General features: G+C 67.0%; 31 protein-coding genes. 16 read left to right on the top strand and 15 right to left on the bottom strand.

Annotated elements, in window-relative coordinates; all coding sequences use genetic code 11:
• The first annotated feature begins 192 nt into the window (after positions 1 to 192).
• Positions 193 to 402, top strand: a complete 210-nt coding sequence (locus E1261_RS17180; protein WP_132407840.1) for a type II toxin-antitoxin system VapB family antitoxin — start codon at positions 193 to 195, stop codon at positions 400 to 402.
• Complete coding sequence (locus E1261_RS17175; protein WP_202874777.1) at positions 399 to 836, top strand: PIN domain nuclease; 438 nt, start codon at positions 399 to 401, stop codon at positions 834 to 836. Before E1261_RS17180 ends, E1261_RS17175 begins: the two co-directional genes overlap by 4 nt.
• Positions 837 to 840: 4 nt before the next feature.
• On the opposite strand, the gene E1261_RS45325 is transcribed toward E1261_RS17175, so the two are convergent.
• Together E1261_RS45325 and E1261_RS17170 are read right to left on the bottom strand one after the other, a co-directional pair.
• Positions 841 to 1,005 carry a hypothetical protein gene (locus E1261_RS45325; RefSeq protein ID WP_165952536.1) on the bottom strand — a complete coding sequence of 55 codons (165 nt, stop codon included), beginning with the start codon at positions 1,003 to 1,005 and terminating at the stop codon, positions 841 to 843.
• Positions 998 to 1,384: a hypothetical protein gene (locus tag E1261_RS17170; protein WP_132407838.1), complete on the bottom strand. Its 387-nt coding sequence runs from the start codon at positions 1,382 to 1,384 to the stop codon at positions 998 to 1,000. The genes E1261_RS45325 and E1261_RS17170 overlap by 8 nt, the downstream gene beginning before the upstream one ends.
• Positions 1,385 to 1,510: 126 nt before the next feature.
• Here E1261_RS17170 and E1261_RS17165 point away from each other — a divergent pair, with 126 nt between their 5' ends.
• The 3 genes from E1261_RS17165 (at position 1,511) to E1261_RS17155 (ending at position 4,355) form a co-directional block, all read left to right on the top strand.
• Positions 1,511 to 2,581 (top strand): carbohydrate kinase family protein, encoded by a 1,071-nt coding sequence (locus E1261_RS17165; RefSeq protein ID WP_238176268.1) that lies wholly within the window; start codon positions 1,511 to 1,513, stop codon positions 2,579 to 2,581.
• Positions 2,582 to 2,685: 104 nt separating this feature from the next.
• Positions 2,686 to 3,951: an ABC transporter substrate-binding protein gene (locus E1261_RS17160; RefSeq protein ID WP_132407836.1), complete on the top strand. Its 1,266-nt coding sequence runs from the start codon at positions 2,686 to 2,688 to the stop codon at positions 3,949 to 3,951.
• Positions 3,951 to 4,355: a cytidine deaminase family protein gene (locus tag E1261_RS17155; protein WP_132407834.1), complete on the top strand. Its 405-nt coding sequence runs from the start codon at positions 3,951 to 3,953 to the stop codon at positions 4,353 to 4,355. Before E1261_RS17160 ends, E1261_RS17155 begins: the two co-directional genes overlap by 1 nt.
• 16 nt (positions 4,356 to 4,371) lie before the next feature.
• Here the strand turns inward: E1261_RS17155 and E1261_RS17150 are convergent, their stop codons facing one another.
• From E1261_RS17150 to E1261_RS17120, 7 genes are all read right to left on the bottom strand, one after another.
• Positions 4,372 to 4,701 carry a helix-turn-helix domain-containing protein gene (locus tag E1261_RS17150; RefSeq protein ID WP_132407832.1) on the bottom strand — a complete coding sequence of 110 codons (330 nt, stop codon included), beginning with the start codon at positions 4,699 to 4,701 and terminating at the stop codon, positions 4,372 to 4,374.
• 1 nt (position 4,702) lies between these two features.
• On the bottom strand, positions 4,703 to 5,071 hold the full coding sequence (locus tag E1261_RS17145; RefSeq protein ID WP_132407830.1) for a type II toxin-antitoxin system RelE/ParE family toxin: 369 nt from the start codon (positions 5,069 to 5,071) through the stop codon (positions 4,703 to 4,705).
• A 40-nt stretch (positions 5,072 to 5,111) separates the two neighbouring features.
• On the bottom strand, positions 5,112 to 6,107 hold the full coding sequence (locus tag E1261_RS17140; protein WP_132407828.1) for a TIGR03842 family LLM class F420-dependent oxidoreductase: 996 nt from the start codon (positions 6,105 to 6,107) through the stop codon (positions 5,112 to 5,114).
• 9 nt (positions 6,108 to 6,116) lie between these two features.
• Positions 6,117 to 7,523, bottom strand: a complete 1,407-nt coding sequence (gene hydA / locus E1261_RS17135) for a dihydropyrimidinase (protein ID WP_132407826.1) — start codon at positions 7,521 to 7,523, stop codon at positions 6,117 to 6,119.
• Between the two features lie 11 nt (positions 7,524 to 7,534).
• Positions 7,535 to 8,377, bottom strand: a complete 843-nt coding sequence (locus tag E1261_RS17130) for a nitrilase-related carbon-nitrogen hydrolase (RefSeq protein WP_132407824.1) — start codon at positions 8,375 to 8,377, stop codon at positions 7,535 to 7,537.
• A gap of 75 nt (positions 8,378 to 8,452) precedes the next feature.
• Positions 8,453 to 9,130: a PhzF family phenazine biosynthesis protein gene (locus E1261_RS17125; RefSeq protein WP_132407823.1), complete on the bottom strand. Its 678-nt coding sequence runs from the start codon at positions 9,128 to 9,130 to the stop codon at positions 8,453 to 8,455.
• 4 nt (positions 9,131 to 9,134) lie between these two features.
• Positions 9,135 to 9,314 (bottom strand): hypothetical protein, encoded by a 180-nt coding sequence (locus tag E1261_RS17120; RefSeq protein WP_132407821.1) that lies wholly within the window; start codon positions 9,312 to 9,314, stop codon positions 9,135 to 9,137.
• A 68-nt stretch (positions 9,315 to 9,382) separates the two neighbouring features.
• Between E1261_RS17120 and E1261_RS17115 the strand changes: the two genes are divergently transcribed.
• Together E1261_RS17115 and E1261_RS17110 are read left to right on the top strand one after the other, a co-directional pair.
• Complete coding sequence (locus E1261_RS17115) at positions 9,383 to 9,799, top strand: SRPBCC family protein (RefSeq protein ID WP_132407819.1); 417 nt, start codon at positions 9,383 to 9,385, stop codon at positions 9,797 to 9,799.
• Complete coding sequence (locus E1261_RS17110) at positions 9,796 to 10,335, top strand: TetR/AcrR family transcriptional regulator (RefSeq protein ID WP_132407817.1); 540 nt, start codon at positions 9,796 to 9,798, stop codon at positions 10,333 to 10,335. The genes E1261_RS17115 and E1261_RS17110 overlap by 4 nt, the downstream gene beginning before the upstream one ends.
• On the opposite strand, the gene E1261_RS17105 is transcribed toward E1261_RS17110, so the two are convergent.
• Positions 10,307 to 11,458, bottom strand: a complete 1,152-nt coding sequence (locus tag E1261_RS17105; protein WP_132407815.1) for a serpin family protein — start codon at positions 11,456 to 11,458, stop codon at positions 10,307 to 10,309. The two genes, E1261_RS17110 and E1261_RS17105, sit on opposite strands and share 29 nt — an antisense overlap.
• 220 nt (positions 11,459 to 11,678) lie before the next feature.
• Between E1261_RS17105 and E1261_RS17100 the strand changes: the two genes are divergently transcribed.
• The 3 genes from E1261_RS17100 (at position 11,679) to E1261_RS17090 (ending at position 14,084) form a co-directional block, all read left to right on the top strand.
• Positions 11,679 to 12,689, top strand: a complete 1,011-nt coding sequence (locus tag E1261_RS17100) for a permease (protein WP_238176267.1) — start codon at positions 11,679 to 11,681, stop codon at positions 12,687 to 12,689.
• Complete coding sequence (locus E1261_RS17095) at positions 12,686 to 13,408, top strand: TIGR03943 family putative permease subunit (RefSeq protein ID WP_238176266.1); 723 nt, start codon at positions 12,686 to 12,688, stop codon at positions 13,406 to 13,408. The genes E1261_RS17100 and E1261_RS17095 overlap by 4 nt, the downstream gene beginning before the upstream one ends.
• A 250-nt stretch (positions 13,409 to 13,658) precedes the next feature.
• On the top strand, positions 13,659 to 14,084 hold the full coding sequence (locus E1261_RS17090; protein WP_202874776.1) for a hypothetical protein: 426 nt from the start codon (positions 13,659 to 13,661) through the stop codon (positions 14,082 to 14,084).
• On the opposite strand, the gene E1261_RS17085 is transcribed toward E1261_RS17090, so the two are convergent.
• Positions 13,990 to 14,925, bottom strand: a complete 936-nt coding sequence (locus tag E1261_RS17085) for an EamA family transporter (protein WP_132407811.1) — start codon at positions 14,923 to 14,925, stop codon at positions 13,990 to 13,992. The two genes, E1261_RS17090 and E1261_RS17085, sit on opposite strands and share 95 nt — an antisense overlap.
• A gap of 73 nt (positions 14,926 to 14,998) precedes the next feature.
• Here E1261_RS17085 and E1261_RS17080 point away from each other — a divergent pair, with 73 nt between their 5' ends.
• The 3 genes from E1261_RS17080 to E1261_RS17070 all read left to right on the top strand — a co-directional run bounded on the left by E1261_RS17080 (position 14,999) and on the right by E1261_RS17070 (position 18,106).
• Positions 14,999 to 15,907, top strand: coding sequence for a LysR family transcriptional regulator (locus tag E1261_RS17080; protein WP_132407809.1), 909 nt, complete (start codon positions 14,999 to 15,001; stop codon positions 15,905 to 15,907).
• A 120-nt stretch (positions 15,908 to 16,027) separates the two neighbouring features.
• Positions 16,028 to 17,053: a glycoside hydrolase family 5 protein gene (locus E1261_RS17075; protein ID WP_132407807.1), complete on the top strand. Its 1,026-nt coding sequence runs from the start codon at positions 16,028 to 16,030 to the stop codon at positions 17,051 to 17,053.
• Positions 17,054 to 17,098: 45 nt separating this feature from the next.
• Entirely contained in the window at positions 17,099 to 18,106 is a 1,008-nt protein-coding gene (locus E1261_RS17070) for a glycoside hydrolase family 5 protein (RefSeq protein ID WP_132407805.1), read from the top strand.
• Here the strand turns inward: E1261_RS17070 and E1261_RS17065 are convergent.
• On the bottom strand, positions 18,103 to 18,999 hold the full coding sequence (locus tag E1261_RS17065; protein ID WP_132407803.1) for a helix-turn-helix transcriptional regulator: 897 nt from the start codon (positions 18,997 to 18,999) through the stop codon (positions 18,103 to 18,105). The two genes, E1261_RS17070 and E1261_RS17065, sit on opposite strands and share 4 nt — an antisense overlap.
• Positions 19,000 to 19,101: 102 nt before the next feature.
• Between E1261_RS17065 and E1261_RS17060 the strand changes: the two genes are divergently transcribed.
• Entirely contained in the window at positions 19,102 to 20,514 is a 1,413-nt protein-coding gene (locus E1261_RS17060) for an MFS transporter (RefSeq protein WP_132407801.1), read from the top strand.
• Positions 20,515 to 20,774: 260 nt separating this feature from the next.
• On the top strand, positions 20,775 to 21,263 hold the full coding sequence (locus E1261_RS17055; protein ID WP_132407799.1) for a hypothetical protein: 489 nt from the start codon (positions 20,775 to 20,777) through the stop codon (positions 21,261 to 21,263).
• Here E1261_RS17055 and E1261_RS17050 read toward each other — a convergent pair.
• From E1261_RS17050 to E1261_RS17040, 3 genes are read right to left on the bottom strand one after another with little or no spacing between them, the layout of a single operon-like run.
• Positions 21,241 to 21,966: a pentapeptide repeat-containing protein gene (locus E1261_RS17050; protein WP_238176265.1), complete on the bottom strand. Its 726-nt coding sequence runs from the start codon at positions 21,964 to 21,966 to the stop codon at positions 21,241 to 21,243. The genes E1261_RS17055 and E1261_RS17050 overlap by 23 nt on opposite strands.
• A 40-nt stretch (positions 21,967 to 22,006) precedes the next feature.
• On the bottom strand, positions 22,007 to 23,128 hold the full coding sequence (gene prfB, locus E1261_RS17045) for a peptide chain release factor 2 (RefSeq protein ID WP_132407795.1): 1,122 nt from the start codon (positions 23,126 to 23,128) through the stop codon (positions 22,007 to 22,009).
• Positions 23,129 to 23,146: 18 nt separating this feature from the next.
• Complete coding sequence (locus tag E1261_RS17040; protein ID WP_132407793.1) at positions 23,147 to 23,776, bottom strand: TetR/AcrR family transcriptional regulator; 630 nt, start codon at positions 23,774 to 23,776, stop codon at positions 23,147 to 23,149.
• Positions 23,777 to 23,846: 70 nt separating this feature from the next.
• On the opposite strand from E1261_RS17040, the gene E1261_RS17035 reads away from it, so the two are divergent.
• Positions 23,847 to 24,589, top strand: a 743-nt coding sequence (locus E1261_RS17035; RefSeq protein WP_132407791.1) for an SDR family oxidoreductase, incomplete at its 3' end; no start/stop codon positions are given.

The raw sequence follows: 24,589 nt of genomic DNA, 5'->3' as shown, positions 1-24,589 counted from the left end.
TCCGGCCGTGGTCGGGAACAGGAAGCGACGCAGCGGTAACCACGTGGTGCACCGTACGCCACCAAGGCGGCCGCGCTCAGTCTAGGGGGTCTTCGACGCGCCGCCGATCATCCGCGATGGTCTGCAACGATTCGATCAATTTGTATATCCAGAGGTGGCAGCGTATATATACAGGGGCATACCGTCACCGATATGAAGACGGTGATCGATCTGGACGACCGTGCGCTGGAGCTGGCTGCGAAGGAGTTGGGGACCGTGACGAAGAAGGACACCGTCAACGCGGCACTGGAGTTCGTCGCCCGGCGACGAGAACGTATCGAGGCCCTGCTCGACGACCCGTACGGCATCGGCGTCGGCGGCGATATCGGCGACCCCGACATCATGCGCGGCGCACGTCGTTGAGCACTGTCACCACTGTCGGCAAGCTGTACCTGATCGACACCTCCGCACTCGCGCGCAGCAAGCACGAAGTGGTTCGGTCTGTCATCGCCGGCCTGATCGTTGACCGTGCCGCAGCGACCTGTGGCACGGTCGACCTGGAAGTCGGCTACTCGGGACGTAACCACGAGGAACACCTCCGGACCGCCGAACGGCGGAGATCCCTGTATGTCACGCTGCCGATCTCCGAATCGGTGGTCGAACGAGCGCGTGACGTGCAGACCCGGATGTCATCCCGAGGGCATCTGCGAGCCTTCGGCGTGGTCGACCTTCTGACCGCAGCTGTTGCCGAGCAGCACGGCGCCGTCGTGCTGCACTACGACTCCGACTTCGAGCACATCGCGGCCGTGACCGGGCAGCCGCAGCTCTGGATCGCACCCCGCGGTAGCTTGAACTGAGGTGTCAGGCCGGGGCGGGTGTCGCTCCGTTACCGGGGGCGGGCCGGGCGCCGGCTATCCGGGCTACGCCCGCGTCGGGTTTGCGGCCGGCGCGGCGGGCTGCTTCCACGTGGAGGCGGGCCAGCTCTACGGCTTGGCGGGAGACCGTGACGGTCTTCTTCTCAGCCATGCTCATCGTCTCCCTCGACGACCTCGATCTCGGCGTCTGCAATCTCAGCGTACGCGGCCGCGCCGACGCGGTCGATCGCCACGGCGGCGGTCAGCGCGGCGACCAGGTCGTAGTCCTCCGGTTGTAACAGCTCCGACCTCATCAGTGAGCGGAGCGTGACGACACCGGCGTCCGTGCCCGCCTCGTCGTCGGCGAGGATCTGCTCGACCGCCCAGCGCACCATCCGCATCGTCTCCTCGCGATGCCGCCAGGTGTCCAGCTCGCGGTCGGACTTGCGGGTCAGGTAGGCACCCAGCGCGACGCCACCGAGCGCCAGGAGCGGGCTCAGGGCCGTCATCACCACCCCGATGACCAGCATCCAGTCCGGAATCACCGACACACCCCCCAATCCATCGGGTTCCTCCACTGTTCTGCCACGTTGACCGGTCGATGATGTTACGTAGAAGCGTTCCATCCGCCACCGACAAAACGCGCGCCCCCGCGGTCGGCCGAGAGTTGTCCCAGAATGACAAGGAACGAGGTCACCGTGATCGACGAACCCGAGGCGTACGACGTGTTCGTCCAGGGGACGGTGTTCCTGGACATCGTGCTGACCGGACTGGAGTCCGCGCCGACGACCGGGACCGAGATCTTCGCCGAAGGCATGGGGTCGTGCCCGGGCGGGGTCGCGAACTTCGCGATCGCCGCCAGCCGGCTCGGTCTGCGCAGCGGCCTGGCCGCGGTCTTCGGTGACGACGTGTACGCCGATTTCTGCTGGCGGACGCTGGCCGACCAGGAGGGCGTCGACCTCTCGCATTCCCGCCGGATCGGTCACTGGCACTCCCCGGTCACCGTGTCGATGTCGATCGATCGGGACCGGGCGATGGTCACCCACGCCCACGAGGCGCCCGGCGACCCGAGCAAGCTGGTCGGTCCTGGGCTCAACACCCGGTCCGCGATCGTCCCGGTCGCCGACGATCTGCCCGACTGGGTCCAGCAGGCGAAGCAGTCCGGCGCGCTGCTGTTCGGTGACGTCGGCTGGGACCCGACCGACGAGTGGTCTCCGGCCGTGCTCGACGTACTGGACGGTTTCCACGCCTTCACCCCGAATGCGGCCGAGGCGATGGCTTACACCCGCACCGACACCCCGAAGGACGCGCTCCACAAGCTGGCCGAGCGGGTCCCTCTCGCCGTCGTCACGAACGGCGCGGACGGCGTACTGGCAATCGATTCCGAATCCGGTGAAGAGGAGCACATCCCGGCCCTGCCGGTGCGTTCCTACGACCCCACCGGCGCCGGCGACGTCTTCCTCGCCTCGCTCGTCCTCGGCACCCTCCGCGGCTGGCCGCTGGCCCACCGCCTCGCGTTCGGCAACCTCTGCGCCGGTCTGTCTGTCCAGCACTTCGGCGGTTCGCTGGCGGCGCCCGGCTGGGGCGACATCATCGACTGGGTCCGGGACCACAGCCGGCACCGCCCCGGCGACGTCGACCCCGAGATCCTCAAGCACTACACCTTCATCGGCGACGTCCTGCCGGCCGGCCCGGTGCCGATCGTCCGTCGCGCGTCGGCCACGATCGCCCGCCTCTCGGACGCCTGACTCCTCAGGCACCCGAAGGCGCTTGACCACGCTGCGGAAATCCCCGCGGCGAGAGCCCTGGGAGTCGTAGGGTCGAGGGACCCTACGGTTCTGGAGGCGGCGTGATGGGTGGGTTCAGCAGGCGGCAGGTGCTGGGGCTCGGCGGCGGGCTGGCGGCGGTCGCCGTGGCCGGTTGCGGGTCCAACTCGGGTCGTCCCAGCAGTGGCGACGGCTCCAAGGCGGCACTGTCGCAGTGGTACCACCAGTACGGCGAGGCCGGCACGCAGCAGGCGGTCGAGCGGTACGCGAAGGAGTACCCGGACGCGACCGTGACGATCCAGTGGTCGCCGGGCGACTACGACAAGAAGGTGGCCACCACACTGCTCACCGAGCAGGGTCCGGACGTGTTCGAGTACGGCAACGGTCCGACGATCGACATGATCAAGGCCGGCCAGGTGGTCGACCTGAGCGACGTACCGGGTGATGCGAAGGCGGACTTCACGCCGGCGCTGATCAGCCGGATGTCGTACCAGGGCAAGCTGTACGCGATCCCGCAGGTCGCCGACATGCAAATGCTCGTCTACCGCAAGAGCCTGCTCAGCGCGGCCGGTGTCCAGCCGCCGCAGACTGTCGACGAACTGCTCGACGCGGCGAAGAAGCTGACCACCGACAAGGTGAAGGGTCTGTTCGTCGGGAACGACGGCGGCGTCGGCGTACTCGGCGGGCCCGCGCTGTGGTCGGCCGGTCTCGACTACCTGACCGAGGACGGCAAGTTCGGCTTCGACGACCCGGTCGCGGCCGAGTCCCTGAAGAAGCTCCGCGAACTGTTCACGTCGAAGGCGCTGCTGCTCGGCGCCCCCGCCGACTGGTCCGATCCATCGGCGTTCACGCAGGGCCTGACCGCGATGCAGCTCACCGGTCTGTGGACCCTGCCCGCGATCGAGAAGGCGCTCAAGGACGACTACGGCGTACTCCCCTGGCCGAAGCTGAACGCCACCACCGGCGCCCCGAGCGTCCCGGTCGGCGCCTACGGCTCCTGCGTCAGCTCGAAGTCGAAGAACGTCGACGCGGCGAAGAAGTTCGTCAAGTGGCTGTGGGTCGACCAGACCGACAAGCAGCTCGACTTCGCCCAGGCGTACGGCTTCCACATCCCGGCCCGCAAGTCCCTCGTCGAGAAGGCCGAGAAGCTGAAGTCCGGCCCGGCCGCCGAAGCCGCCAAGTTCGCCAACGAGCACGGCCACGCCCAGACGCCGATCCTGTGGTCCCCCAAATCCGGTACGGCGTACTCCGACGCCCTGAACCGGATCATCCGCAGCGGCTCCGACCCGGCCACCGAGATCAAGGCGGTCAAGTCCGTCGTCGACGCCGAACTCAAGCGGATCAACGGCTGATGGACCTGCGCCCACTGACCCCGGACGACCTCGCGCTGATCGAGCTGGCCCGCCGTACCGTCGACGAGAACACCGACGGCCCCGACGGCATCTACACGATGGGTGCCGCCGTCCGCGCCGCCGACGGCCGCCTGTTCGCCGGTATCAACCTCTACCACTTCACCGGCGGCCCCTGCGCCGAACTGGTTGCCCTAGGCCACGCCCGAGCCTCCGGCGCCCGCGACCTCACCACCATCGTCGCCGTAGGCAACGAAAACCGCGGCCTCTTCGCCCCCTGCGGCCGAGACCGCCAAATCCTCCTCGACTACCACCCCGGCATCCGAGTCCTCCTCCCCACCCCCGAAGGCAACCGCTCAGCCCCAGCCACCGACCTACTCCCAGGCGCCTACCGCTGGGAACCGTGAGGCGACGACTCCGGGGTCAGGCGACCTTCCAGCTCCGATCACCGAGGGTCGCCACGAGGTCGACGGTCCCGCCCAGCGCAGTGACGTAGGCACGGATGATCTCGATGCCGGAGACCTCACCGCTCTCGATCTTCGAGATCCGCGCCTGTGAGACCTCAAGCAACTCGGCCAACCGGACCTGGGTGATCCCAGCGGCCTTCCGCATCTCCGCAAGCTGATGCCCGCGCACATACGCTTCGGTCCGCTCGCGCGCGGCCTGCTTCCCCGCCGCACGTTCCGCCGGCGTCCGCGGATCGACCGCCCTCGCCTTGGCCTTGACGTCTTCCCAGTTGGAGTATGTATTCATTTCACTCCTCCACTTTCAGTTCGATCAGGTGCTCGGCATACCGCTCGTCCGCCAGCGGAACCGCCAGGCGATACCAACTGTCCCATCGACCCGACTTGTCCCCGGCCACCAGGATGATGGCTTCGCGCATCGGATCGAAGGCGAAGAGCATCCGAATCTCGCTCTGGCCCGATGATGCCGGACGCAGTTCCTTCATGTTGTGAAACCGGCTGCTTTTCACCCGGTCAACCAATGGCCGACCGACTGCGGGCCCCTCATACGCCAGCAAATCAACCGCCCTCTCGATCAGGCCGGCTGACTCCGGGTCATCCTCACAGAGCTCCAGGTACCACGCCTCGACCGCGGAGTGAAGTCTGATTGTCCAACCCATCCACCAAATATAACCTATTGATCATATCCGTGAGGAACGCTCAGGGGAAGGCTGGGATGATGTCTTTGCCGTAGGCGGCGAGGGTTTCTTCTTTGGCGTCGTGCTGGAGGTAGACGGCGAACTGGTCTACGCCGAGAGCCTTGAGTTCCTCCAGGCGGGCGAGGTGGTTCTCGACCGGGCCGAGGATGCAGAAGCGGTCGACGACCTCGTCGGGGACGAAGTCGGCGTGGGTGTTGCCGGCGCGGCCGTGCTGGCTGTAGTCGTAGCCTTTGCGGCCCTCGATGTAGTCGGTGAGGGCCTTCGGTACGCCGCCGCTGTCGCCGTACCGCGAGACGATATCGGCCACGTGGTTGCCGACCATCCCGCCGAACCAGCGGGTCTGCTCGCGCTGGTGCTCGAGATCGTCGCCGACGTACGCCGGGGCTGCCACGCAGAACTTGATCGCGTCCGGATCCCGGCCGGCCTCCTCAGCAGAACGCCGTACCGCGGCAATCATCCAGGCCGCGATGTCCGGGTCGGCCAGCTGCAGGATGTAGCCGTCGCCGACCTGACCGGTCGCCGCGAGCGCCCTCGGCCCGTACGCCGCCACCCAGACCTCGAGCGCGCCGTCCTTGACCCAGCCGAGCTTCAGCTCCTGACCGCGATGGGTGACCGTCTCGCCCCGCGCCAGCGACCGGACCACCTCGACACACTGCTTCATGTCGGCGATCGTGCCGGGCTGCGCGCCCAGCGTCCGCAACGCCGAGTCGCCACGGCCGATGCCGCAGACCGTGCGGTTGCCGAACATCTCGTTCAGCGTGGCGAACTGCGACGCGATCACGGTCCAGTCCCGCGTCCCCGGGTTCGTCACCATCGGGCCCACGATCACGCGCCGGGTCGACGCCAGGATCTGGCTGTAGATGACGAACGGCTCCTGCCACAACAGATGCGAGTCGAACGTCCACACGTAGTCGAACCCGGCGTCCTCCGCCTTCACCGACAACTCCACCACCGCGGACGCCGGCGGATCACACTGGAACACCACTCCGAAGTCCACAGCTGCCCCCTAGACCAGGTACGTCGACAAGCCGCGCTTCAGGTACCGGCCACGACCCTTGCGGCCATGGTAGTTGCCATCAGCCACGATCACCTCGCCGCGCGAGATCACTGTGCCCACGCGGCCCTGGATCTCGACCCCTTCGTACGCCGAATAGTCCATGTTCATGTGATGCGTCCCGACCCCGATCCGCGTCGTACCGTTCGGATCGTAGATGACCAGATCCGCATCCGATCCCGGCGCGACGATCCCCTTCTGCGGGTACAGCCCGAACATCCGGGCCGGCGTGGTCGAGATCGTCTCCACCCAGCGCTCCAGCGACAACTGCCCGTCGACAACACCTTGGTAGATCAGATCGACCCGGTGCTCGACCCCGCCGATCCCGTTCGGGATCTTCGAGAAGTCACCGACGCCGAGCTCCTTCTGATCCTTCATACAGAACGGGCAGTGGTCGGTCGACACGATCGCCAGATCGTTGCTCCGCAACCCCTTCCACAGATCCTTCGCATGCGACTCGTGCTTGCTGCGCAACGGCGTGGAGCAGACCCACTTAGCCCCTTCGAAACCCGGCGCACCCAGCTGGTCCTCAAGCGTCAGGTAGAGATACTGCGGGCACGTCTCCGCGAAAACGTTGCGCCCGGCATCTCTCGCATGAGCCACTGCCTCCAGCGCCCCGCTCGCCGACAGGTGCACGATGTACAGCGGGCAGTCCTTCGCGACCTCCGCCAGCGCGATCGCCCGGCTGGTCGCCTCGGCCTCCAGCGCCGCCGGCCGCGTGATCCCGTGATAGATCGGATCGGTCTCACCCCGCGCCAGTGCCTGCTGCACCAGTACGTCGATGGCGATGCCGTTCTCCGCGTGCATCATGATCATCGCGCCGTTCTCTCGCGCGGTCTGCATCGCCCGCAGGATCTGGCCGTCGTCGGAGTAGAACACCCCGGGATACGCCATGAACAGCTTGAAACTCGTGATCCCCTCATCGACGACGAGCTGATCCATCGCCTTCAGCGCGTCGTTGTCCACGCCGCCGAGAATCATGTGGAACGCATAGTCGATATGACAGTTCCCCTCGGCCTTCGCATGCCACGCCGCAAGCCCGTCCTGTACGACGTCGCCCGTCTTCTGCACGGCGAAGTCGATGATCGTCGTCGTACCGCCCCACGCAGCCGCCCGGGTCCCCGTGTCGAACGTGTCACTGGCCGCCGTACCGCCGAACGGCAGCTCCATATGCGTGTGCGCGTCGATACCACCGGGAATCACATACTTGCCGGCGGCATCGACCACTTCGTCCGGTGTGATCGTTGCACTGAACAACGGATCGAGCAGGGCAACGATCTTCTCCCCCTGCACCAGCACATCGGCCAACTGCGTCCCGGTCGGCCCGATCACGGTCCCACCCTTGACCAGCAACGTCATTCTGGCTCCCTCTACGGCTTCGTCAGATCCCCGTAAGCGTCCGGCCGGCGATCCCGGTAGAACTGCCACCGGTCCCGCACCGTATCCAGCAGGCCGAGATCCAGATCCCTGATGATCAGCTCCGGGTCGTGGTCGTGCCCGACCTCCCCCACGAACTTCCCCTCCGGATCCACGAAGTACGACGTACCGTAGAAGTCGTTGTCCCCGTAGTCGGACTCGATCCCGACCCGGTTGATCGCCCCGATGAAGTACTCGTTCGCCACCGCCGAAGCCGGCTGCTCCAGCTGCCACAGGTACGCCGACAACCCGCGACTCGTCGCCGACGGATTGAACACGATCTTCGCCCCGGCGAGCCCGAGCGCCCGCCAGCCCTCCGGGAAATGCCGGTCGTAACAGATGTAGACCCCGATCCGCCCGACCGCGGTGTCGAACACCGGATACCCCAGGTTCCCGGGCCGGAAGTAGAACTTCTCCCAGAACCCCTTCACCTGCGGAATATGGTTCTTCCGGTACTTCCCCAAGTACTTGCCATCAGCATCGATCACGGCAGCGGTGTTGTACAACACTCCCGGCTGCTCCTGCTCGTACATCGGCAGCACCATCACGAGACCCAGCTCCGCCGCCAACGCCTGGAACCGCTCAGTGGTAGGCCCCGGCACGCTCTCGGCGTACTCGTAGAACTTGGGATCCTGCAACTGACAGAAGTAAGGCCCATAGAAAAGTTCCTGGAAGCAAATAACCTTGGCCCCAGCCTGCGCCGCCTGCCGCGCATACTCCTCATGCGCCTTGATCATCGACTCCTTGTCACCAGTCCAAGAAGTCTGCACCAACGCCGCCCGCACAACCTCTGCCACCAAAACCTCCCGAAGTCGCCGAGCACTCATCCTCCATCCGCACCCGAGGAGAGTCAACGGATCTACCAGGCGGGATCAGAGCGTGGTGATACGGGAATCTTCCCTGAGCACCCGGCCGCCGACCGTTGCGTGGGACGGCGGCAGGTGAGTGGTGTAGAGGTGCGAGCCGACGCCCTGGACGATGTGCAGGTCGCGGTCCAGCAAGGCTGTCAGTTGGGTGGCGGCGGAGCCGGTGGCCTCGTCCTCAGTGATGCCCATGGCGGGGGCGAAGGCTCGGGAGCGGAGGACGCCGGCGTCCTTGTCCTGCCAGGACCAGAGGTAGGTGTGACCTGCCGAGTAGGAGGCCGGGTCGGCGGCGACGACGTCCGCGGGGGTCGCCAACTCGGTCCAGTCCCAGGTGCTGCCCCAACTGCTGTCGGCTTGGACCGAGACCAGGTCACCGTCGAACGTGACGGGGATTTCGCCGGCTGGGGTCTGCAGGACAGGTACGGCGTGGCCCTGGCTGCGCAGCCACCAGGCGACGCCGACAGTCGGGTGACCGGCGAATGACATCTCGCCGGTGGCGGTGAAGATTCGGACGGCGCCGGTGGTCGCGTCGTCGACGTACACGGTCTCGCTGTAGCCGAGGTGGGCAGCCAATGCCTGCCGGTCGGCGGGTGCGACGAGGTGACCGGCGACGATGCCCAAAGGGTTGCCGAAGTTGCCGTCCGGGTCGGTGAAGACCGTGACGACGTCGACCGGGACAGCGGTCAAGGGTTCAGAGGACTGCGATGAGAACGATGACCACGACCAGCAGGGCGGCCGCGGCGGCAACGGCGAAGATGCGGCCGTTGGACTTGGGCTCGGCCGGGGCGGCGCCCTCGCTGACGAAGGCCTTGAACATCTGGGTGTTCGCGCCCGGGTCCTGCTCGTTCTCGGGAAGGTTCTGGTCTGCCATGGCTCCTGACCATACCCGCAGGAGGTGTCGGGAGCACTCACCAACGCCCCGGATGTACCATTTGGTACATGAGATTCGATCATGCGGTCACGATCCAGGCGCCGGCCGAGCGGGTGTGGGCGGTGTACAGCGATGTCGAGCGGTGGCCCGAGTGGACGCCGACGATCGAGAGTGTGGAGCGGCTCGACGAGGGACGCATCCACGTCGGGGCGCGGACGCGGATCCGGCAGCCGAAGCTTCCGGTGGCGGTGTGGGAGGTGACGGAGCTCGTGGAGGGCGAATACTTCGAGTGGATCTCCACCGGCCCCGGCATCAAGACGACAGGCGGTCACCGAGTCATCACCACGCCGGAAGGCACCGTTGCGACGGCGACGGTCATCCAGGAGGGGCCGATCGGCTGGCTGTTCGGCACGCTGTACGCCGGGCTGACGCGGCGCTACATCGCGACCGAGACCGAGAAGCTGAAGGAGTTCACGGAGCGGTGAGCCGGGACACCTTGCTCGGGGACGCGGTCGAGTATTTCGCGAAGAACGGGATCGGCGACGCCAGCCTGCGCGGAATCGCAGCCGGGATCGGGACCAGTCATCGAATGCTGATCTACCACTTCGGATCCCGCGAGGGCCTGCTGGCGGAGGTGGTCCGGACGGTCGAGCAGCAGCAACGCGACCTGCTCGAGGAGCTGACCGGACTGCCGGTCGCCGAGCAGTCGGAGCAGTTCTGGCGAAAGGTGACCGAGGCAACGTTGATCTACGGGCCCTTGTTCTTCGAGCTTTCCGCGCACGCGATGCGCGATCGGCCGCATACCGCTGAGCTGAAGGCGGACCTGATCAACGTCTGGCTACCGCCGCTGGTTGCCCTATGCATCAAAGCCGGCATCCCCGCGGACGAGGCGCCAACCTACGCACGCCTCGGACTGGCAGCGTCCCGCGGACTGCTCTTCGACCTACTACTGACAGGCGACAGGGCAGCCGTCGACGAGGCGTCCAAACTGCTCAATCGGCTGTTCGGCCTGCCTCAGTAGGCGAGTTGATCCAGCCGGCCACGATCGGCAGCCGCGACTCCCGCAGGACAGCGGCAAAAGCAAAGGGACGGTCGAGTACGACGTCCAACCGGCGCTCGTGGCGAGTCACCATCGCAGCCCGCGTCATCGCCATCGTCGTCACAGCCGCAGCCTCGAACCCGGTCGCGAAGAACCGCGCGAGGACCTCCTGCTTGGCCTGCCCGATGGCCAACGGCGCCGGGCTGATCGCGCTGAAGTGACCCCGTTCCCCAGGGTTCGAGGTCACCGCCGACAACCCGAACAGCTCCGCAGACTCCAACAGGTCATGCGACGACGAGACCTGGAACGACGGCAGCGACAACCGCACATCCGGCCGCGCGCTCGTCGTCTTCCCGATCTGCACCCCAGGCGCGACCTCACCGGATCCTTCGATCAACGCACTACCCGGTACGCCGTCCGCCGGCCGACCGGCCGCGTCCAGCAGCCCGCCGACGACATCCCCGGAACCGAGACCGAGCAGTACGTCGACATCCGCGTCACCACGCACCGTGATCACGGTCAGATCGTCGTACCGGCGTACGGAGTCGAGGTCGTGGTCGGTCCGCTCGAGCCAGTGCCAGGAACCGGCCCAGTCCCCCTGAAGGCGCTTGATCTGCTCGGTGAACGGGCGGGCCCAGGTCGTGCGGAGGCAGAGCGCTGAGGCGAGGACGAGCATCACGTCCGGGTCGATCACGACCGGCATCTCGCGGATCAGCCCGTCGGTGTGCTCGGTTGTCCACGCGTCGAGCTTCGGCTTGTCGACGGCGGACTGGCCGGTCAGCATCCCGACGACGGGAGCCGGGACGACCTCGCCGAAGGACTCGGCGAGTTTGAGCTGCTCGCTCACCCAGACGCCGAGCGCGGCGTGGAGATCGGCGGACTCGTCGAGCGCGTCGATCAGCTGGACGGCCAGCCGTGAGCCGTCAGCCGCGGCCACCTGGGCAGCCGCCGCGAGCTCAGCGCGGCCAGGTTCGTCGGCGGCGGTGGCGAGGATCGCCAGCAGCGGCCACAGGCCGAGCCCGGAGACAACCGTGTTCCCCGGCCCCAGGCTCCGGACCCAGCGGCCGGTCAGTTCGTTCACTGCACCAACGACGTCGGCATCCATGGGTTCCAGCCTGCCACGCCAGGCCAGCAGCCCGGACCTGCAGGCCATCACAACTGGTCCGACCAGCCGGAGCCCCGCGGGAAGCCGCGGAACGACGGCAATTGTGATGGCCTGGGAGTCCGGCCTGATCACGAGTATTTCCCGATATGACGCTGATTTTCATTTCGGCGGCGCGCTGACTCCTCGTTCGAACGCGCTCCGTTGTGTCAGGATTCCGCCCATGAGCGCCCCCTCCGACGTCGACGAAAAGGCCGAGACACCGCCGAAAGAACCGGCCGGGTCGTCGATCGCGTTCACCGCGACGCTGATCCTGCTGGTGGGTCTGGCCCTGTTCGGGCGCCGGATCTTCGCCGGCGTCTTCACCGACGAGGTCGTCCGCACCTGGGCGACCATGTTCGTCGGGGTGACCGTGCAGGCGCTGCCGTTCCTGGTGCTCGGTGTGCTGCTGTCGGCCGCGCTGACCGCGTTCGTCCCGCCGTCGTTCTTCGCGAAGGCGCTGCCCAAGCACCCGGCCCTCGCCGTACCGGTCGCGAGCGCGTCCGGAGTCATCCTGCCGGGCTGTGAGTGCGCCTCGGTGCCGGTGTCGGCGGCCTTGATGAGCCGCGGCGTCACGCCGGCGGCCGCGATCGCGTTCCTGCTGTCCGCGCCCGCGATCAACCCGGTCGTGCTGGCGTCGACCGCCGTCGCGTTCCCCGGGCAGCCGAAGGTGGTGGTGGCCCGCGCGGTCGCCTCGATCGCGATCTCGATGATCATCGGCTGGCTGTGGCTGCTGACCGGCAAGGGCAGCACCTGGCTGAAGATCCCGAAGAACCGGCACGCCGAGGGCACCGGCAAGCTCGAGGTCTTCCGCTCGTCGATGCTGCACGACTTCCTGCACGCGGGCGGCTTCCTGGTGGTCGGCGCCGCCGCCGCGGCCACGCTGAACGTGATCGTCCCGCGGTCCTGGCTCGACGCCGTCGCCAGCAACCTGCTGCTGTCGGTGCTGGTCCTCGGACTCCTCGCCGTACTGCTGGCGATCTGCTCGGAGGCGGACGCGTTCGTCGCGGCCAGCCTGAGCCAGTTCTCGATGACCGCCCGGCTCGCGTTCATGGTGGTCGGCCCTATCGTTGACGTGAAGCTGATCGCCCTGCAAGCAGGAACGTTCGGTCCGAAGTTCGCCATCCGATTCGCGCCCGCCACGTTTGTGATCGCGATATTGGTCAGTCTCGGAGTGGGGTGGTGGTTGCTGTGAAGCGCAACGTAGCCGGTCTGGTGATCGTGTTCGTCGGGGCCGCGGTGGTCCAGCTCGCGGTGTCGAACACCTATCTGCGGTACGTCAAACCCGGCATGCGCTGGATGCTGCTCGCGGCCGGGCTGATCCTGATCGTGCTCGCGGTGGCCGACGTCCTCGCGGACACCCGCAAGAAGCCCGAGGGCGAGGAGCACGACCACAGCGGGGACGACGGACACGGCCACCACGGTCTGCCGAAGGCGGCCTGGCTGCTGCTGATCCCGATCTTCGCCCTCCTGGTCGTCGACCCGCCCGCGCTCGGCGCCGCGGCGGCGTCACGGCAGTCGCCGGTAGCCTCGAAGCCGATCCAACCCAAGAGCAACTCCTGGCTGGCGGACAACCCGCAAGGGGGCCCGGTCAACCTCGCGGTCCGCGACTACTCGGTCTGGGCTGTGTGGGAGAAGGAGAGCATGAAGGGCCGCTCCTTCTCGCTCACCGGCTTCGTGACGCCGGCCAAGAACGGCAACTGGTACGTGACCCGGATGGGTCTGACGTGCTGCGTAGCCGACGCCACGGCCTTCATGGTCGAGGCCCGCGGCCAGGCCGCACCGCCGAAGAACCAGTGGGTCACGGTCACCGGCGAGTGGGCCGAGCCGAGCAAGCGCGTCGACGGTGACGTAGCCGCCCTCACGGTCAGCTCGGTCAAGTCGGTCACCGCACCCGCCAACCCGTACGAGTAGCCCTCACACAACTGTGCGCCCATGCGTTCCATGGGCATGAAGCGCACAGTCGAGCCCAAGGTCCTCTACTTCGGTACGCCGGTCGTCCTGATCAGCACGCGGAATCCGGACGGCTCCACCAACCTCGCCCCGATGTCCTCCGCCTGGTGGCTCGGCTACCACGCCATGCTCGGGATGGGGACGAGCTCGCAGACGGTCAAGAAACCTCGTCGACCGCCCCGAGCTCGTCCTCAACCTGGTCGACCCGGAGATGGTCGCCGCCCTGGACCGGATCGCGCTGCTGACCGGTTCGGCGGAGATGTCGGACTCGAAGCGCGCTCGCGGGTACCGCTTCGAGCCGGACAAGTTCACCGCAGCAGGACTCACCCGTACGCCGGGCGCCGTGACCGGACTGGACACTGTCGAGGAGAGCCCGATCACGCTCGAGGGCCGGATCGAGGCGATCCACCCGATCGGCGGCCCCTCGGAACACCTCTGCGCACTCTCGATGAAGGTCGAGCAGGTGCAGGTCCGCGACGATCTGCTGATGAGCAACGACCGCTACATCGACCCGCTCCGCTGGGACCCGCTGATCATGAAGTTCACCGAATACTTCGCTGGTGGAGCTCCGGCGTACGAGTCGTCACTGGCTCGGGGATGGCAGATGCCACCCCTTCAGATCGCCCAGGACGTTTGATCACAGTGCACGCCATCCCACCGATGACCAGTACGGCGGCGATCGCCTGCTGCACGCCGACCGTTTCACCGCGCAGCAGCCAGGCGGCCGCCATCCCGACCACCGGCACCAGGAGCGAGAACGGCGCCACGGTGCTGGCGTCGTACTGGCGTAGCAGGTAGCCCCAGACACCGAATCCGAACAGCGTGGCCACGGCGGCCAGGTAGGCCAGCGCGCCGACCCCGGTGAGCTCGATCCCCCGGAGCGCATCGAGGTCGGCCCGCGGTCCTTCGGTGAGCAGCGACAACAGCGTCAGCGGTACGACGGCGACCGCGCTGACCCAGACCATGAACCTCAGCGTGTCCGGCGGCTTCGCGTACCGCGTGATCAGGTTGGAGACACCCCAGCACGCCCCGGCGAGGATCACCAGCGCGACCGCGCCCAGCGGTGCGGACAGACCGCGGTCGAGCATGATCAGCAGCATCCCGCCACACGCGATCGCGATCCCGGCGATCTGGGCCGGCCGCGGGCGCTCCCGCAGGACCGTGATCGCGAACAGCACGGTGAAGATCACCTGGCATTGCAGAACCAGCGACGCCAGCCCGGCCGGAACCCCGCGATCCATGGCGAAGAACAGCAGCCCGAACTTCGCGGCGCCGAGCGCGAGCCCGACCCCGATCACATAACGCCAGGCGACCCGCGGCAGGCCGAGAAAGAAGATTGCGGGGACGGCGGCAAAAAAGAATCGCAGCGCCGTGAAGAACAGCGGCGGGAATTCCTCCAGGCCGACCTCGATCACCACGAAGTTCACGCCCCAGGCGGTGGCGACGGCGAGCGCCAGGAGCAGGTCACGAGGTTTCATGCGGTCAGTCTGGTTCCGGATTAGACTTAAGCACCAGCACCGATTACTACCGCTGTCTCTGTAGGAGTGCTACATGATCGATCTCGGCCGGCTCCGAGCCCTGTACGCCGTCGCGCAGTACGGCTCGGTCAATCGTGCGGCCGAGGCGCTCGGCTACACGCCGTCCGCGGTATCGCAGCAACTGGCCAAACTCGAGCGCGAAACCAGGACCACCCTGGTCGAGCGGCAGGGCCGTGGGATCGCCCTCACGGACGCCGCGCTCCAGCTCGCCGCCACCGCGGCCCGTGTTCTCGAGTTGGTCGAGGATGCCGAGCTGACGCTGGAAGAGCAGCGTGGACAGGCGATCGGGACGCTCCGGATCGCGGCCTTCCCGACCGCCGCCCGCGGCTTACTGCCGACTGCGCTGAGCCGGCTGATCGTCGATCACCCCGAGCTCGACGTACGGGTGAGCGAGATCGACCCGTTCGAGGCCGTTGCCTCGGTCAACCGGGGCGACGCCCAGCTGGCGGTGGTGCACGACTGGCACAACACTCCGCTCGCGCTGCCCGAGGGCCTGTCCCGGCTCAAGCTCGGTTCGGATCCGGCCGACGTACTGGTGCCTGCATCCCATCGGCTGGCAGGTAAGGAGTTCGTCCGCGCCGAGGACCTGGTCGGCGAGCGCTGGATCTGCCAGATCCCGGGATCGATCTGCCACGAGTGGCTGCTCCGGACGATGCGCCGGGCGGGCGTCGAGCCCGATGTCGCCTATTCAGTGGCTGAGTACCAGACCCAGCTGGCAATGCTTGCCCGCGGCATCGGGATCGGCCTGCTGCCGCGGCTGGGCCGGGGGCCGGTGCCGGACGGAGTGGTCGCCGTACCGCTGCATCCAGTGCCGAGCCGCCGGGTCTATGCCGTCTGGCGGACCGTCACCTCGCGCCGCCCGGCACTGGTGGTCACCCTTGCTGCGCTCAAACAGGCTTGGCCTGAGCGCACTACCGCGTGACTACTTTACGCAACCCGTTGACAACACTCAGCGCCGATATTAAGTTCCTCTCAATTATCAGGAAACTTTCCTAATAAATTGGTCACTACCTCCCCGCCCTGATGTCCTTGGAGGCAGTCAATGATGCGCTCTCTCATGGCCGGCGTTCTGCTCGCTGCAGGCGCTCTGGTCCCAAGCGTCCCGGCCACCGCCGCCGTCCCGGCACTGGTCGCGGACACCCCAGTATCGCGGAACGGCCAGCTGCGTGTCTGCGGTCTGAAGCTGTGCAACCAGAACAACCAGCCGGTCCAGCTCCGTGGGATGAGTACGCACGGAATCCAGTGGTATTCGAGCTGCATCAAGACCGCTTCGCTCGACGCCCTGGCCTACGACTGGAAGGCCGACATCCTGCGCATCTCGATGTACATCGCGAAGGATGACGGTGGTTACGAGGCGGACCCGCGCAAGTTCACCGACATGGTGCACAGCTACATCGAGGAGGCCACCAAGCGCGGGATGTACGCGCTGGTCGACTGGCACCAGCTCGACCCGGGCGACCCGAACCTCTACACCGCCAAGGCCAAGACGTTCTTCGCCGAGATCGCGGAACGGCACAAGAACAAGAACAACATCATCTACGACATCGCCAACGAGCCCAACGGCGTCAGCTGGGCGCAGGTGAAGTCGTACGCCGAGCAGGTGATCCCGACCATCCGGGCCAGGGATTCCGACAGCGTGATCTTCGTCGGCACCAACGCCTGGTCGTCACTCGGCGTCTCCGATGACCGCGACGAGTCCGACGTCGTCAACAACAAGATCAACGCCCCGAACCTGATGTACACGTTCCACTTCTACGCCGCGTCGCACAAGCAGGAGTACTTCGACGCCCTGTCCCGTGCGTCCACCAAGATCCCGCTGTTCGTCACCGAGTTCGGAACGCAGAACTACCTCGGTGAGGGCGCCAACGACTTCACCTGGTCGAAGAAGTACCTGGACTTCCTGAAGAGCAAGCAGATCGGGTGGATCAACTGGAACTTCTCCGACGACTGGCGCAGTGGCGCCGTCTTCAAGGAAGGCACCTGCTCCGGGAGCAGCTTCACCGGTACGTCGAAGCTGAAGGAAGCCGGTATCTGGATCCGTGAACGCGTGATCAACCGCAGTTTGTAAAGCAGTAACCCCGCCCCCCGCCCCAGCAAGAGGAGGAACCCCTCCATGATTCGTTCCCTGTTGGCCGGTGCACTTCTGACCGCGGCCACCCTGATCCCCACCACCGCCCCCGCAACCGCGGCTCCGGCCGCTGACACCCCGGTCTCTCGCAACGGCCAACTGCACGTCTGTGGCGTGAAGCTGTGCAACCAGAACAATCAGCCCGTCCAGCTGCGCGGTATGAGTACGCACGGCATCCAGTGGTACGCCAACTGCGTCAAGACGGCGTCCCTCGACGCATTGGCCTACGACTGGAAGGCCGACATCCTGCGCATCTCGATGTACGTGCAGGAAGGCGGGTACGAGACCAACCCGCGCAAGTTCACCGACATGGTGCACGGCTACATCGAAGAGGCCACCAAGCGAGGCATGTACGCGCTGGTCGACTGGCACCAACTCGACCCCGGTGACCCGAACGCCAACCTCTCCAAGGCCAAGACCTTCTTCACCGAGATCGCCGACCGGCACAAGAACAAGAACAACATCATCTACGACATCGCCAACGAGCCCAACGGCGTCAGCTGGGCCGGTATCAAGTCGTACGCCGAGCAGATGGTGCCGGTGATCCGGGCCAAGGACGCCGACGGCGTGGTCTTCGTCGGCACCCACGGCTGGGCCTCGCTCGGGGTCTCCGACGGCCGCACCGAAGCCGACGTCGTGAACAACCCGGTCAACGCGACCAACCTGATGTACACGTTCCACTTCTACGCCGCGTCGCACAAGCAGGAGTACTTCGACGCCCTGTCCCGGGCCTCGTCGAAGATTCCGATCTTCGTCACCGAGTTCGGCACCCAGACCTACACCGGTGACGGCGGCAACGACTTCACCTGGTCGCAGAAGTACCTGGACTTCCTGAACAGCCGGCAGATCGGCTGGACCAACTGGAACTTCTCCGACGACTTCCGCTCCGGCGCAGTCTTCAAGCAAGGCACCTGCGCCGGGAGCAACTTCACGGGTACGTCGGTCCTGAAGCCGGCCGGCGTGTGGATCCGGGAGCGGATCCGGAACCGCTAGCTGAACACCTGCTCGCGTGAGCTCTGCCCCGGGCTCACGCGAGCACTCGCCGGCCGCACCGCCCCGCGGCCGGCGGGGACGTCGACCAGCGCCCGCAGCTTGGCCTCGGTCTCCGCATCGGCCGCGGTGTAGACGTTCATCCGGGTCTGACCCGCCTGCGACAGCCACATGATCGCCGGATCCACCCGCAACAGCCCTGCCTCGGGATGGTCGAGGATCTTGTCGTGGGCAGTCGGCGCAGCGACGTCGTACCGCTCCCACATCGCCGCGAACTTCGGCGACCGGGCCAGCAGCACCTGGGTCAGCTCCTGCCAGGATGCCTCGTTGAGGTGGTTGGCCAGGGCCGCACGGTAGGCAGCGACCATGTGCAGCCTGGTGGTCTCCGCGTCGACGAACATGCAGTGCCATTCGGCGGAGACGAAGTTCAGCCAGAGGATGTTGCGCTCCTCGACCGGGACCTGCCGCAGGTCCAGCACCACCTGGCAGTAGGCGTCGTTGAACGCGAGGATGTCGTACCGCTCGTTCAGCACCAGCGCCGGGTACGGCGAGACCGCGTCGAGCGTCCTCTGAACCGACGGCGGCAACAGGGCGTCCTCCCCCGGCGCCGGACCGAACCGCAGCCCGGCCAGCGTGTAGAGGTGGTTCCGCTCCAGCCGGTCCAGCCGCAGCGTCCCGGCGACCGCTTCCAGCACCTGTGCGGACACGTTGATGTCCCGCCCCTGCTCGAGCCAGGTGTACCAGGTCACCCCGACCCCGGCGAGCAGGGCAACCTCCTCGCGCCGCAATCCCGGCGTACGGCGGCGGAGTCCTGGAGCGAACCCGACTTCTTCGGGCTGGATCCGCTCACGCCGGGTGCGCAGGAACACGCCGAGCTCTCGTCTCCGTGCGTCCATGGTCTTATGGTGCACTGCCGCGCAACCTGGTGCCAGGTGGTGTCAGTACCAGGATAACCAGGCTCTCACCACCAGGATCCAGCCGCGCGCACCCTGGTACCCATGACTGACCAGCTCACCGCCACCCGAACGCCGGCAGCCTCGCTGGCACCGGCGGCGCTCACCTCGCTGCTCTTCGGCTCGCTGCTGCCGATGCTCTCGTTCTTCATGATCAACGTCTCGCTGCCCGCGATCGGTGCCGACCTGCACGCCAGCGCCGGTGAGCTCCAGCTCATCGTCGGCGCTTACGGCATCGCAGTCGCCACCCTGTTGGTGGTCGCGGGCCGCCTCGGCGACGGCTACGGCCGCCGCCGGCTACTGCTGGGCGGACTGGCCGGGTTCGTCGTGGCGTCCGTGATCTGCGCCTTCGCTCCGTCGGTCTGGGTGCTGCTGATCGCTCGGGTGATCCAGGGCGCGTCGGCCGCTGCGGTCACGCCGCAGGTGCTGGCGTCGATCACCAGCCTGATGACCGGCGAGCACCGCGCCCGCGGGATGGCGCTGTTCGGTGTCGCCAACGGAATCTCCGCCGCACTCGGCCAGATCCTTGGCGGTGTGCTGGTCGACGCGAACCCGTTCGGGCTCGGCTGGCGCTCGATCTTCGTCGTCCTCGCACTGGGCGGCCTGCTGGCGCTCATCGCCATCGCAGCGTCCGTTCCGGACACCAAGGCGGCTGCAGCTCACCGAGTCGACCTTGTGGGTGCTGCACTGCTCGCAGTCACGCTGGTACTCCTCCTGCTGCCCCTCACCGAGGGCCGCGCACTCCACTGGCCGCTCTGGACGTGGCTCAGCCTGGCGGCCGTCGTACCGGCTGTTGGGCTGTTGGCTTGGCACCAGCGTCGTACTGAGCGGGCTGGGCATGCGCCACTGATTCCGCCGTCGGTACTGCAGCACCGCGCGATGCGGATCGGTCTGCTGATGGCCGTTGGGTTCTTCACCAGCTTCGGCGGCTTCATGTTCGTCTTCGCCCTCGCCACCCAGGCCGGCGCCCACATGACCGCCCTGGAAGGCGGTCTGAGCCTGCTGCCACTGGCCATCGGCTTCCTGATCACCTGCATCTGGGGACCAGCTCTCCAACGCCGGTACGGCGTCGCCATGGTCGTCTGGGGCTGGACCATCCAGGCGGGCGGTTACGTACTGCTGGCGGCCGCCGCACTGGCGCTCTGGCCGGACGTGACGGTCCTGAAGCTCGCCCTGCCCATGCTGGTGATCGGCTTCGGCGGCGGACTGGTCATGATCCCCCTGATCGGCGTAGTCGTCAGCCAGGTCCCCCCAGCCCAAGCAGGCCTAGGCAGCGGCATCCTCCTCACCAGCCAGCAAACCTGCCTAGCCCTAGGCGCCGCCACCGTAGGCACCGCCTTCCTAGCCCTGGCCAACACCCCCTGGGGCCACGGCGGCGCCCTAGCCGGCACAGCCCTAGCCCTAGCCGCCGTAGCCATCCTCATGGCCCCCATAACCAACCAACTCCGCCGCCCCTAACCCCCACCTTGAGCACCCACCAACCACCGCCGAGGCCTGAGAGTGGCTGAACGGTGCTCAAGGTGGCAGGGCGGGCCGACCTTGAGCACCGACTGACCATCACACCGCACCGAACGTGGTCGACGCGTGCACAAGGTGCCGGGGCGGGCGGACCTTGAGCACGGGCTGACCATCGCCCGGGGCACGACGTGGTTGACGGGTGCACAAGGTGGATCGGGGATGGACGGGTTGGCGCATAGCATTCGGCGTGGAGGTGGGGGATGGCGCCGAAGCATGCACCCGACAACCCGCGGGCTCGGACTGCCGACCGCGTGCTCACGAGGCTCGGCTCGATCGTCACCAACGTGGTCTACCCGCTGGTGGCTGTGGGTTTCCTCGTCTTCGTGATCGCCGATCTGCCGGACATGTTGCGGGTTGCGCGCGACGAAGGCATCGCCGGGACGTTCACCGTGACGCGCACGGAGTGCCGGTCCTGGTACGAGAAGGGCGGCTGCAGCACGTACGGCGACTTCATCAGCACCGACGGCACCATCCGTCAGACGAACGTGCTCTTCGAGAACAACCCTGGCACTGTCGGCACCCAGATACCCGGTCAGTACCTTCGGGAAGATCCGCCGATGATCTACGCGCAAGGATCGGGTCAGTGGAAGTTCTCCGTGGCGATCGGGCTCGCGGCGGTTGGGTATCTGGGGTACTGCGTGTGGCGGTTGGTGTGGCGGCGGCCGGCTACCAGTGAGCTGGACGAGTGACGGCTGCTGGGAGCTTGGTCTGGGCGTTGCCTTGGGCGGCGTTGACCTGGGACTGGGTGAGGAAGAGGGCGTTGGTCAGGTCGGCGCCTGAGAGGTTGGTGTCGCGGAGGTCGGCACCGATGAGGTCTGCGCCGCGCAGGTTGGCGTTGGTCAGGTCGGCGGCTATCAGGTAGGCGCCGCGGAGGTTGGCGTTCGACAGGTCGGCGCCGCGGAGGCGTTTGCCGATCAGGTCGGCGCCTCGGCGTTCCTTCGACTTGGGTTGCTTGCCACGGACAACCGTGCTGGTTTTGAGCAGGAGCTCGTTGACGACGGCTCGCTCGGCCATCACGTCAACGCCGGCGAGGTCCGTCGTACGACTCACGTCCTCGACCCGGGCGAGCGCCGTACGGAGGTCTGCGTGGAGGGACTCGGTTCCCTTGTAGGTAAGGGCTTCGGTCAGATACCAGAGCAGTTCGTGCAGCTGCCGGAGGATCGGCAGGGCCGCGAACATCTCGGCCCCCGGCTGCTCCCGCCAGCTCTTGCCGGCGCGGCGGGAGATCTCCTGGCCGGCGCCGAAGCAGTCGTACACCGTGCAGCCCTGGAAGCCCTTGGGCCGCAGCTCGGTGTGGATGCGGCACCGGAAAGCGTCGTCGAGATTCCGGCAGGCCTCGCCCGCCGGCTTGTCGATGGCGAAGTCGGCGGACTTGCTGAACGTCAGTGCCACACAGCAGAGCCCGAAGCAGCTACTGCAGTCCGCCCTGAGCTCAGTTCTGGTCGGCAACTGTCTGGCCGGTACGGCGCCAGCGGATGCCGGCCTCGACGAAGTCGTCGATCTCACCGTCGAAGACACCCGAGGTGTTCCCGGACTCGAACTGCGTCCGCAGGTCCTTCACCATCTGGTACGGGTGCAGGACGTAGGACCGCATCTGGTCGCCCCACGAACCCTGTACGTCGCCACGCAGCGAATCCAGGTGGGCGCGTTCCTCGGCCTTCTTCAGCGCGAGCAGCTTGGCCTTCAGGATGACCATCGCGGAAGCCTTGTTCTGGAGCTGGGACTTCTCGTTCTGGCAGGAGACCACGGTGCCGGTCGGGATGTGCGTGAGCCGGACCGCGGAGTCGGTCGTGTTGACGCTCTGACCACCCGGGCCGGACGACCGGTACACGTCGACTCGGATCTCTTCGTCCGGTACGTCGATCTCATCGGTCTGCTCGAGCACCGGGACCACCTCGACCGCGGCGAACGACGTCTGCCGCCGGCCCTGGTTGTCGAACGGCGAGATCCGGACCAGCCGGTGCGTCCCGGACTCCACGCTCAGCGTGCCGTACGCGTACGGCGCCTTGACCGCGAAGGTGGTCGACTTGAGCCCGGCCTCTTCGGCGTACGACGTGTCGTAGACCTCGGTCGCGTAGCCGTGCCGCTCGGCCCAGCGCAGGTACATCCGCTGCAGCATCTCGGCGAAGTCCGCGGCGTCGACACCACCGGCGCCGGAGCGGATCGTGACCAGGGCATCGCGCTCGTCGTACTCACCCGAGAGCAGCGTGCGAACCTCGAGGGACTGGATCAGCTTCGCGACCGAGGCGAGCTCCTTCTCCGCCTCCGCGATGCTGTCGGGGTCGTTCTCCTCGCGGGCGAGCTCGATCAGCACGCCGACGTCCTCGATCCGCGAGCGCAGCCCGGTGACCCGGTCGACATCGGCCTCCAGCCTGGACAGCCGTGACGTCACCTTCTGCGCGTTCGCCTGGTCGTCCCACAGGTCCGGCGCGGCCACCGCCTCGCCGAGCTCGGCGATCTCCGCACGCAGGGCAGGGAGATCGAGCACCTTCTCGATCGAGGTCAGCGTCGCGTCGAGCTGCTTGAGCTCAGCGTCAAAATCCAGTCCAGCCACAACAATGCAGCGTACCCGCTAACCCCTCGGCGCCGTTAAACCGTTTCCCAGGCCGTTTCTGAGAACGGCGAACACCTCGGCCACCATCTCCTCCAGCTTCCGCTGCGCCTCGACAAGCTCGTCCTGCGACGCGTTGTCCGGAAGGATCCGCATCAGCTCGTCCTCCAACGTGTTCTGAGCAGCGGCGTACTGGGCCGCGAGCAGGCGGTTGCGCAGCCGATCGTCGGATCGCTCCTCGAGCGCTCTGGCCAGAAACCGCACCAGCTCATCGACGTACAGACGCCGCCGCGCGAGCAACGCCGGGCTGCTTTCGATCGTCCGGACGAACTGCTTCCAGGTCGCCAGATGCCCGACCTCCAGCCGCTCCCGGATCATGGCCAAGTAGTGCGCCTCGAGCACGTCGAGCGGATCCCCGGCGGACTCGTGGATCGCCCGCGCCGGCCCGACCCACCAGCCCTTCTCGTCGAAGAACAGATCCTCCTTCGCCGGGAAGTGGTTGAACACGGTCTGCACAGCGACATCCGCGGCCTGCGCGACCTCCGCCACGGTCACCGCCTCGAACCCGCGCTCGAGGAACAGCTGCGTCGCGACCGCCGAGATCGCCGCCTTCGTCTGCTGCTTCTTGCGTTCCCGACGCCCGAGCTCCATTGGACAACCGTAGAGCATCCTGATTTACTGAACCCAATCTTGTAGCGACTACATTTTTGGAGTTCATACAATGACCATTCTCGTCACCGGCGGTCGCGGCGCGATCGCCCGCGCCGTCACCACCGGTCTGACCGCCGCCGGCCAGGACGTCCGGATCGCCAGCCGCGAGCCCGCCGACCTCGGCCCAACCGCCGTCGCGTACGACCCTTCCGACCCGACACCCGCTCTCGAGGGCGTCAGCCAGGTCTTCCTGTACGCCGACCCCGCGTCCGCACCGGCCTTCGTGGCCGCCGCCGACGCCGCCGGGGTGAAGCAGGTCGTCCTGCTCTCCTCGTTGTCCGCGGCCGGTGGACCCGACGACCCCCACGCCAGGACCGAGCGGATCATCGCCTCCGGCGGCTACGCCACCACGCGGATGCAACCCGGCGCCTTCATGAGCAACGCCAAGTTCTGGGCCTACCAAGTGCGCGCAACCGGCCAGATCCGGCTCCCCTACCTCGACGCCGAAGAGGCCCCGATCCACGAGCAGGACATCGCCGACGCCGTACTGCGAGTCCTCCTCGACGGGCCCGGCCACGGTCACGACGACCGCGCCTACCCCCTCACCGGCCCCGAGTCGATGACCCGCCGCCACCAGATCGCCCTGGTCACCCAAACCACCGGCGTCCCCATCGAAGCCGTCGACCTAACCCCCGACCAGGCCCGAGCCGAGATGCAAATGCGAGACGCAGGCCAACGCGAGACCCTCTTCGCCTACTGGGCCTCCCGCGTCGGCTCCCCCCACCCGATCGAGCCAGGCGTCGAGCTCCTAAC

This window comes from Kribbella albertanoniae (assembly GCF_004348455.1).
In the GTDB taxonomy this organism is placed as follows: domain Bacteria; phylum Actinomycetota; class Actinomycetes; order Propionibacteriales; family Kribbellaceae; genus Kribbella; species Kribbella albertanoniae.
The sequence above is the reverse complement of the archived record's forward strand: the minus strand, read 5'-3'. Positions and strand labels throughout refer to the sequence as shown.

What these genes read in the sequence shown, in the direction of transcription:
- E1261_RS17105 (WP_132407815.1), bottom strand. Translation starts at nt 11,458, where the DNA reads ATGGATGCCGACGTCGTTGGTGCAGTGAACGAACTGACCGGCCGCTGG.
- E1261_RS17080 (WP_132407809.1), top strand. Translation starts at nt 14,999, where the DNA reads ATGATCGATCTCGGCCGGCTCCGAGCCCTGTACGCCGTCGCGCAGTAC.
- E1261_RS17115 (WP_132407819.1), top strand. Translation starts at nt 9,383, where the DNA reads ATGAGATTCGATCATGCGGTCACGATCCAGGCGCCGGCCGAGCGGGTG.
- E1261_RS17120 (WP_132407821.1), bottom strand. Translation starts at nt 9,314, where the DNA reads ATGGCAGACCAGAACCTTCCCGAGAACGAGCAGGACCCGGGCGCGAAC.
- E1261_RS17060 (WP_132407801.1), top strand. Translation starts at nt 19,102, where the DNA reads ATGACTGACCAGCTCACCGCCACCCGAACGCCGGCAGCCTCGCTGGCA.
- E1261_RS17180 (WP_132407840.1), top strand. Translation starts at nt 193, where the DNA reads ATGAAGACGGTGATCGATCTGGACGACCGTGCGCTGGAGCTGGCTGCG.
- E1261_RS17075 (WP_132407807.1), top strand. Translation starts at nt 16,028, where the DNA reads ATGATGCGCTCTCTCATGGCCGGCGTTCTGCTCGCTGCAGGCGCTCTG.
- E1261_RS17085 (WP_132407811.1), bottom strand. Translation starts at nt 14,925, where the DNA reads ATGAAACCTCGTGACCTGCTCCTGGCGCTCGCCGTCGCCACCGCCTGG.
- E1261_RS17065 (WP_132407803.1), bottom strand. Translation starts at nt 18,999, where the DNA reads ATGGACGCACGGAGACGAGAGCTCGGCGTGTTCCTGCGCACCCGGCGT.
- E1261_RS17155 (WP_132407834.1), top strand. Translation starts at nt 3,951, where the DNA reads ATGGACCTGCGCCCACTGACCCCGGACGACCTCGCGCTGATCGAGCTG.
- E1261_RS17145 (WP_132407830.1), bottom strand. Translation starts at nt 5,071, where the DNA reads ATGGGTTGGACAATCAGACTTCACTCCGCGGTCGAGGCGTGGTACCTG.
- E1261_RS45325 (WP_165952536.1), bottom strand. Translation starts at nt 1,005, where the DNA reads ATGGCTGAGAAGAAGACCGTCACGGTCTCCCGCCAAGCCGTAGAGCTG.
- E1261_RS17040 (WP_132407793.1), bottom strand. Translation starts at nt 23,776, where the DNA reads ATGGAGCTCGGGCGTCGGGAACGCAAGAAGCAGCAGACGAAGGCGGCG.
- E1261_RS17160 (WP_132407836.1), top strand. Translation starts at nt 2,686, where the DNA reads ATGGGTGGGTTCAGCAGGCGGCAGGTGCTGGGGCTCGGCGGCGGGCTG.
- E1261_RS17055 (WP_132407799.1), top strand. Translation starts at nt 20,775, where the DNA reads ATGGCGCCGAAGCATGCACCCGACAACCCGCGGGCTCGGACTGCCGAC.
- E1261_RS17090 (WP_202874776.1), top strand. Translation starts at nt 13,659, where the DNA reads ATGGTCGCCGCCCTGGACCGGATCGCGCTGCTGACCGGTTCGGCGGAG.
- E1261_RS17070 (WP_132407805.1), top strand. Translation starts at nt 17,099, where the DNA reads ATGATTCGTTCCCTGTTGGCCGGTGCACTTCTGACCGCGGCCACCCTG.
- E1261_RS17100 (WP_238176267.1), top strand. Translation starts at nt 11,679, where the DNA reads ATGAGCGCCCCCTCCGACGTCGACGAAAAGGCCGAGACACCGCCGAAA.
- hydA (WP_132407826.1), bottom strand. Translation starts at nt 7,523, where the DNA reads ATGACGTTGCTGGTCAAGGGTGGGACCGTGATCGGGCCGACCGGGACG.
- E1261_RS17165 (WP_238176268.1), top strand. Translation starts at nt 1,511, where the DNA reads ATGACAAGGAACGAGGTCACCGTGATCGACGAACCCGAGGCGTACGAC.
- E1261_RS17150 (WP_132407832.1), bottom strand. Translation starts at nt 4,701, where the DNA reads ATGAATACATACTCCAACTGGGAAGACGTCAAGGCCAAGGCGAGGGCG.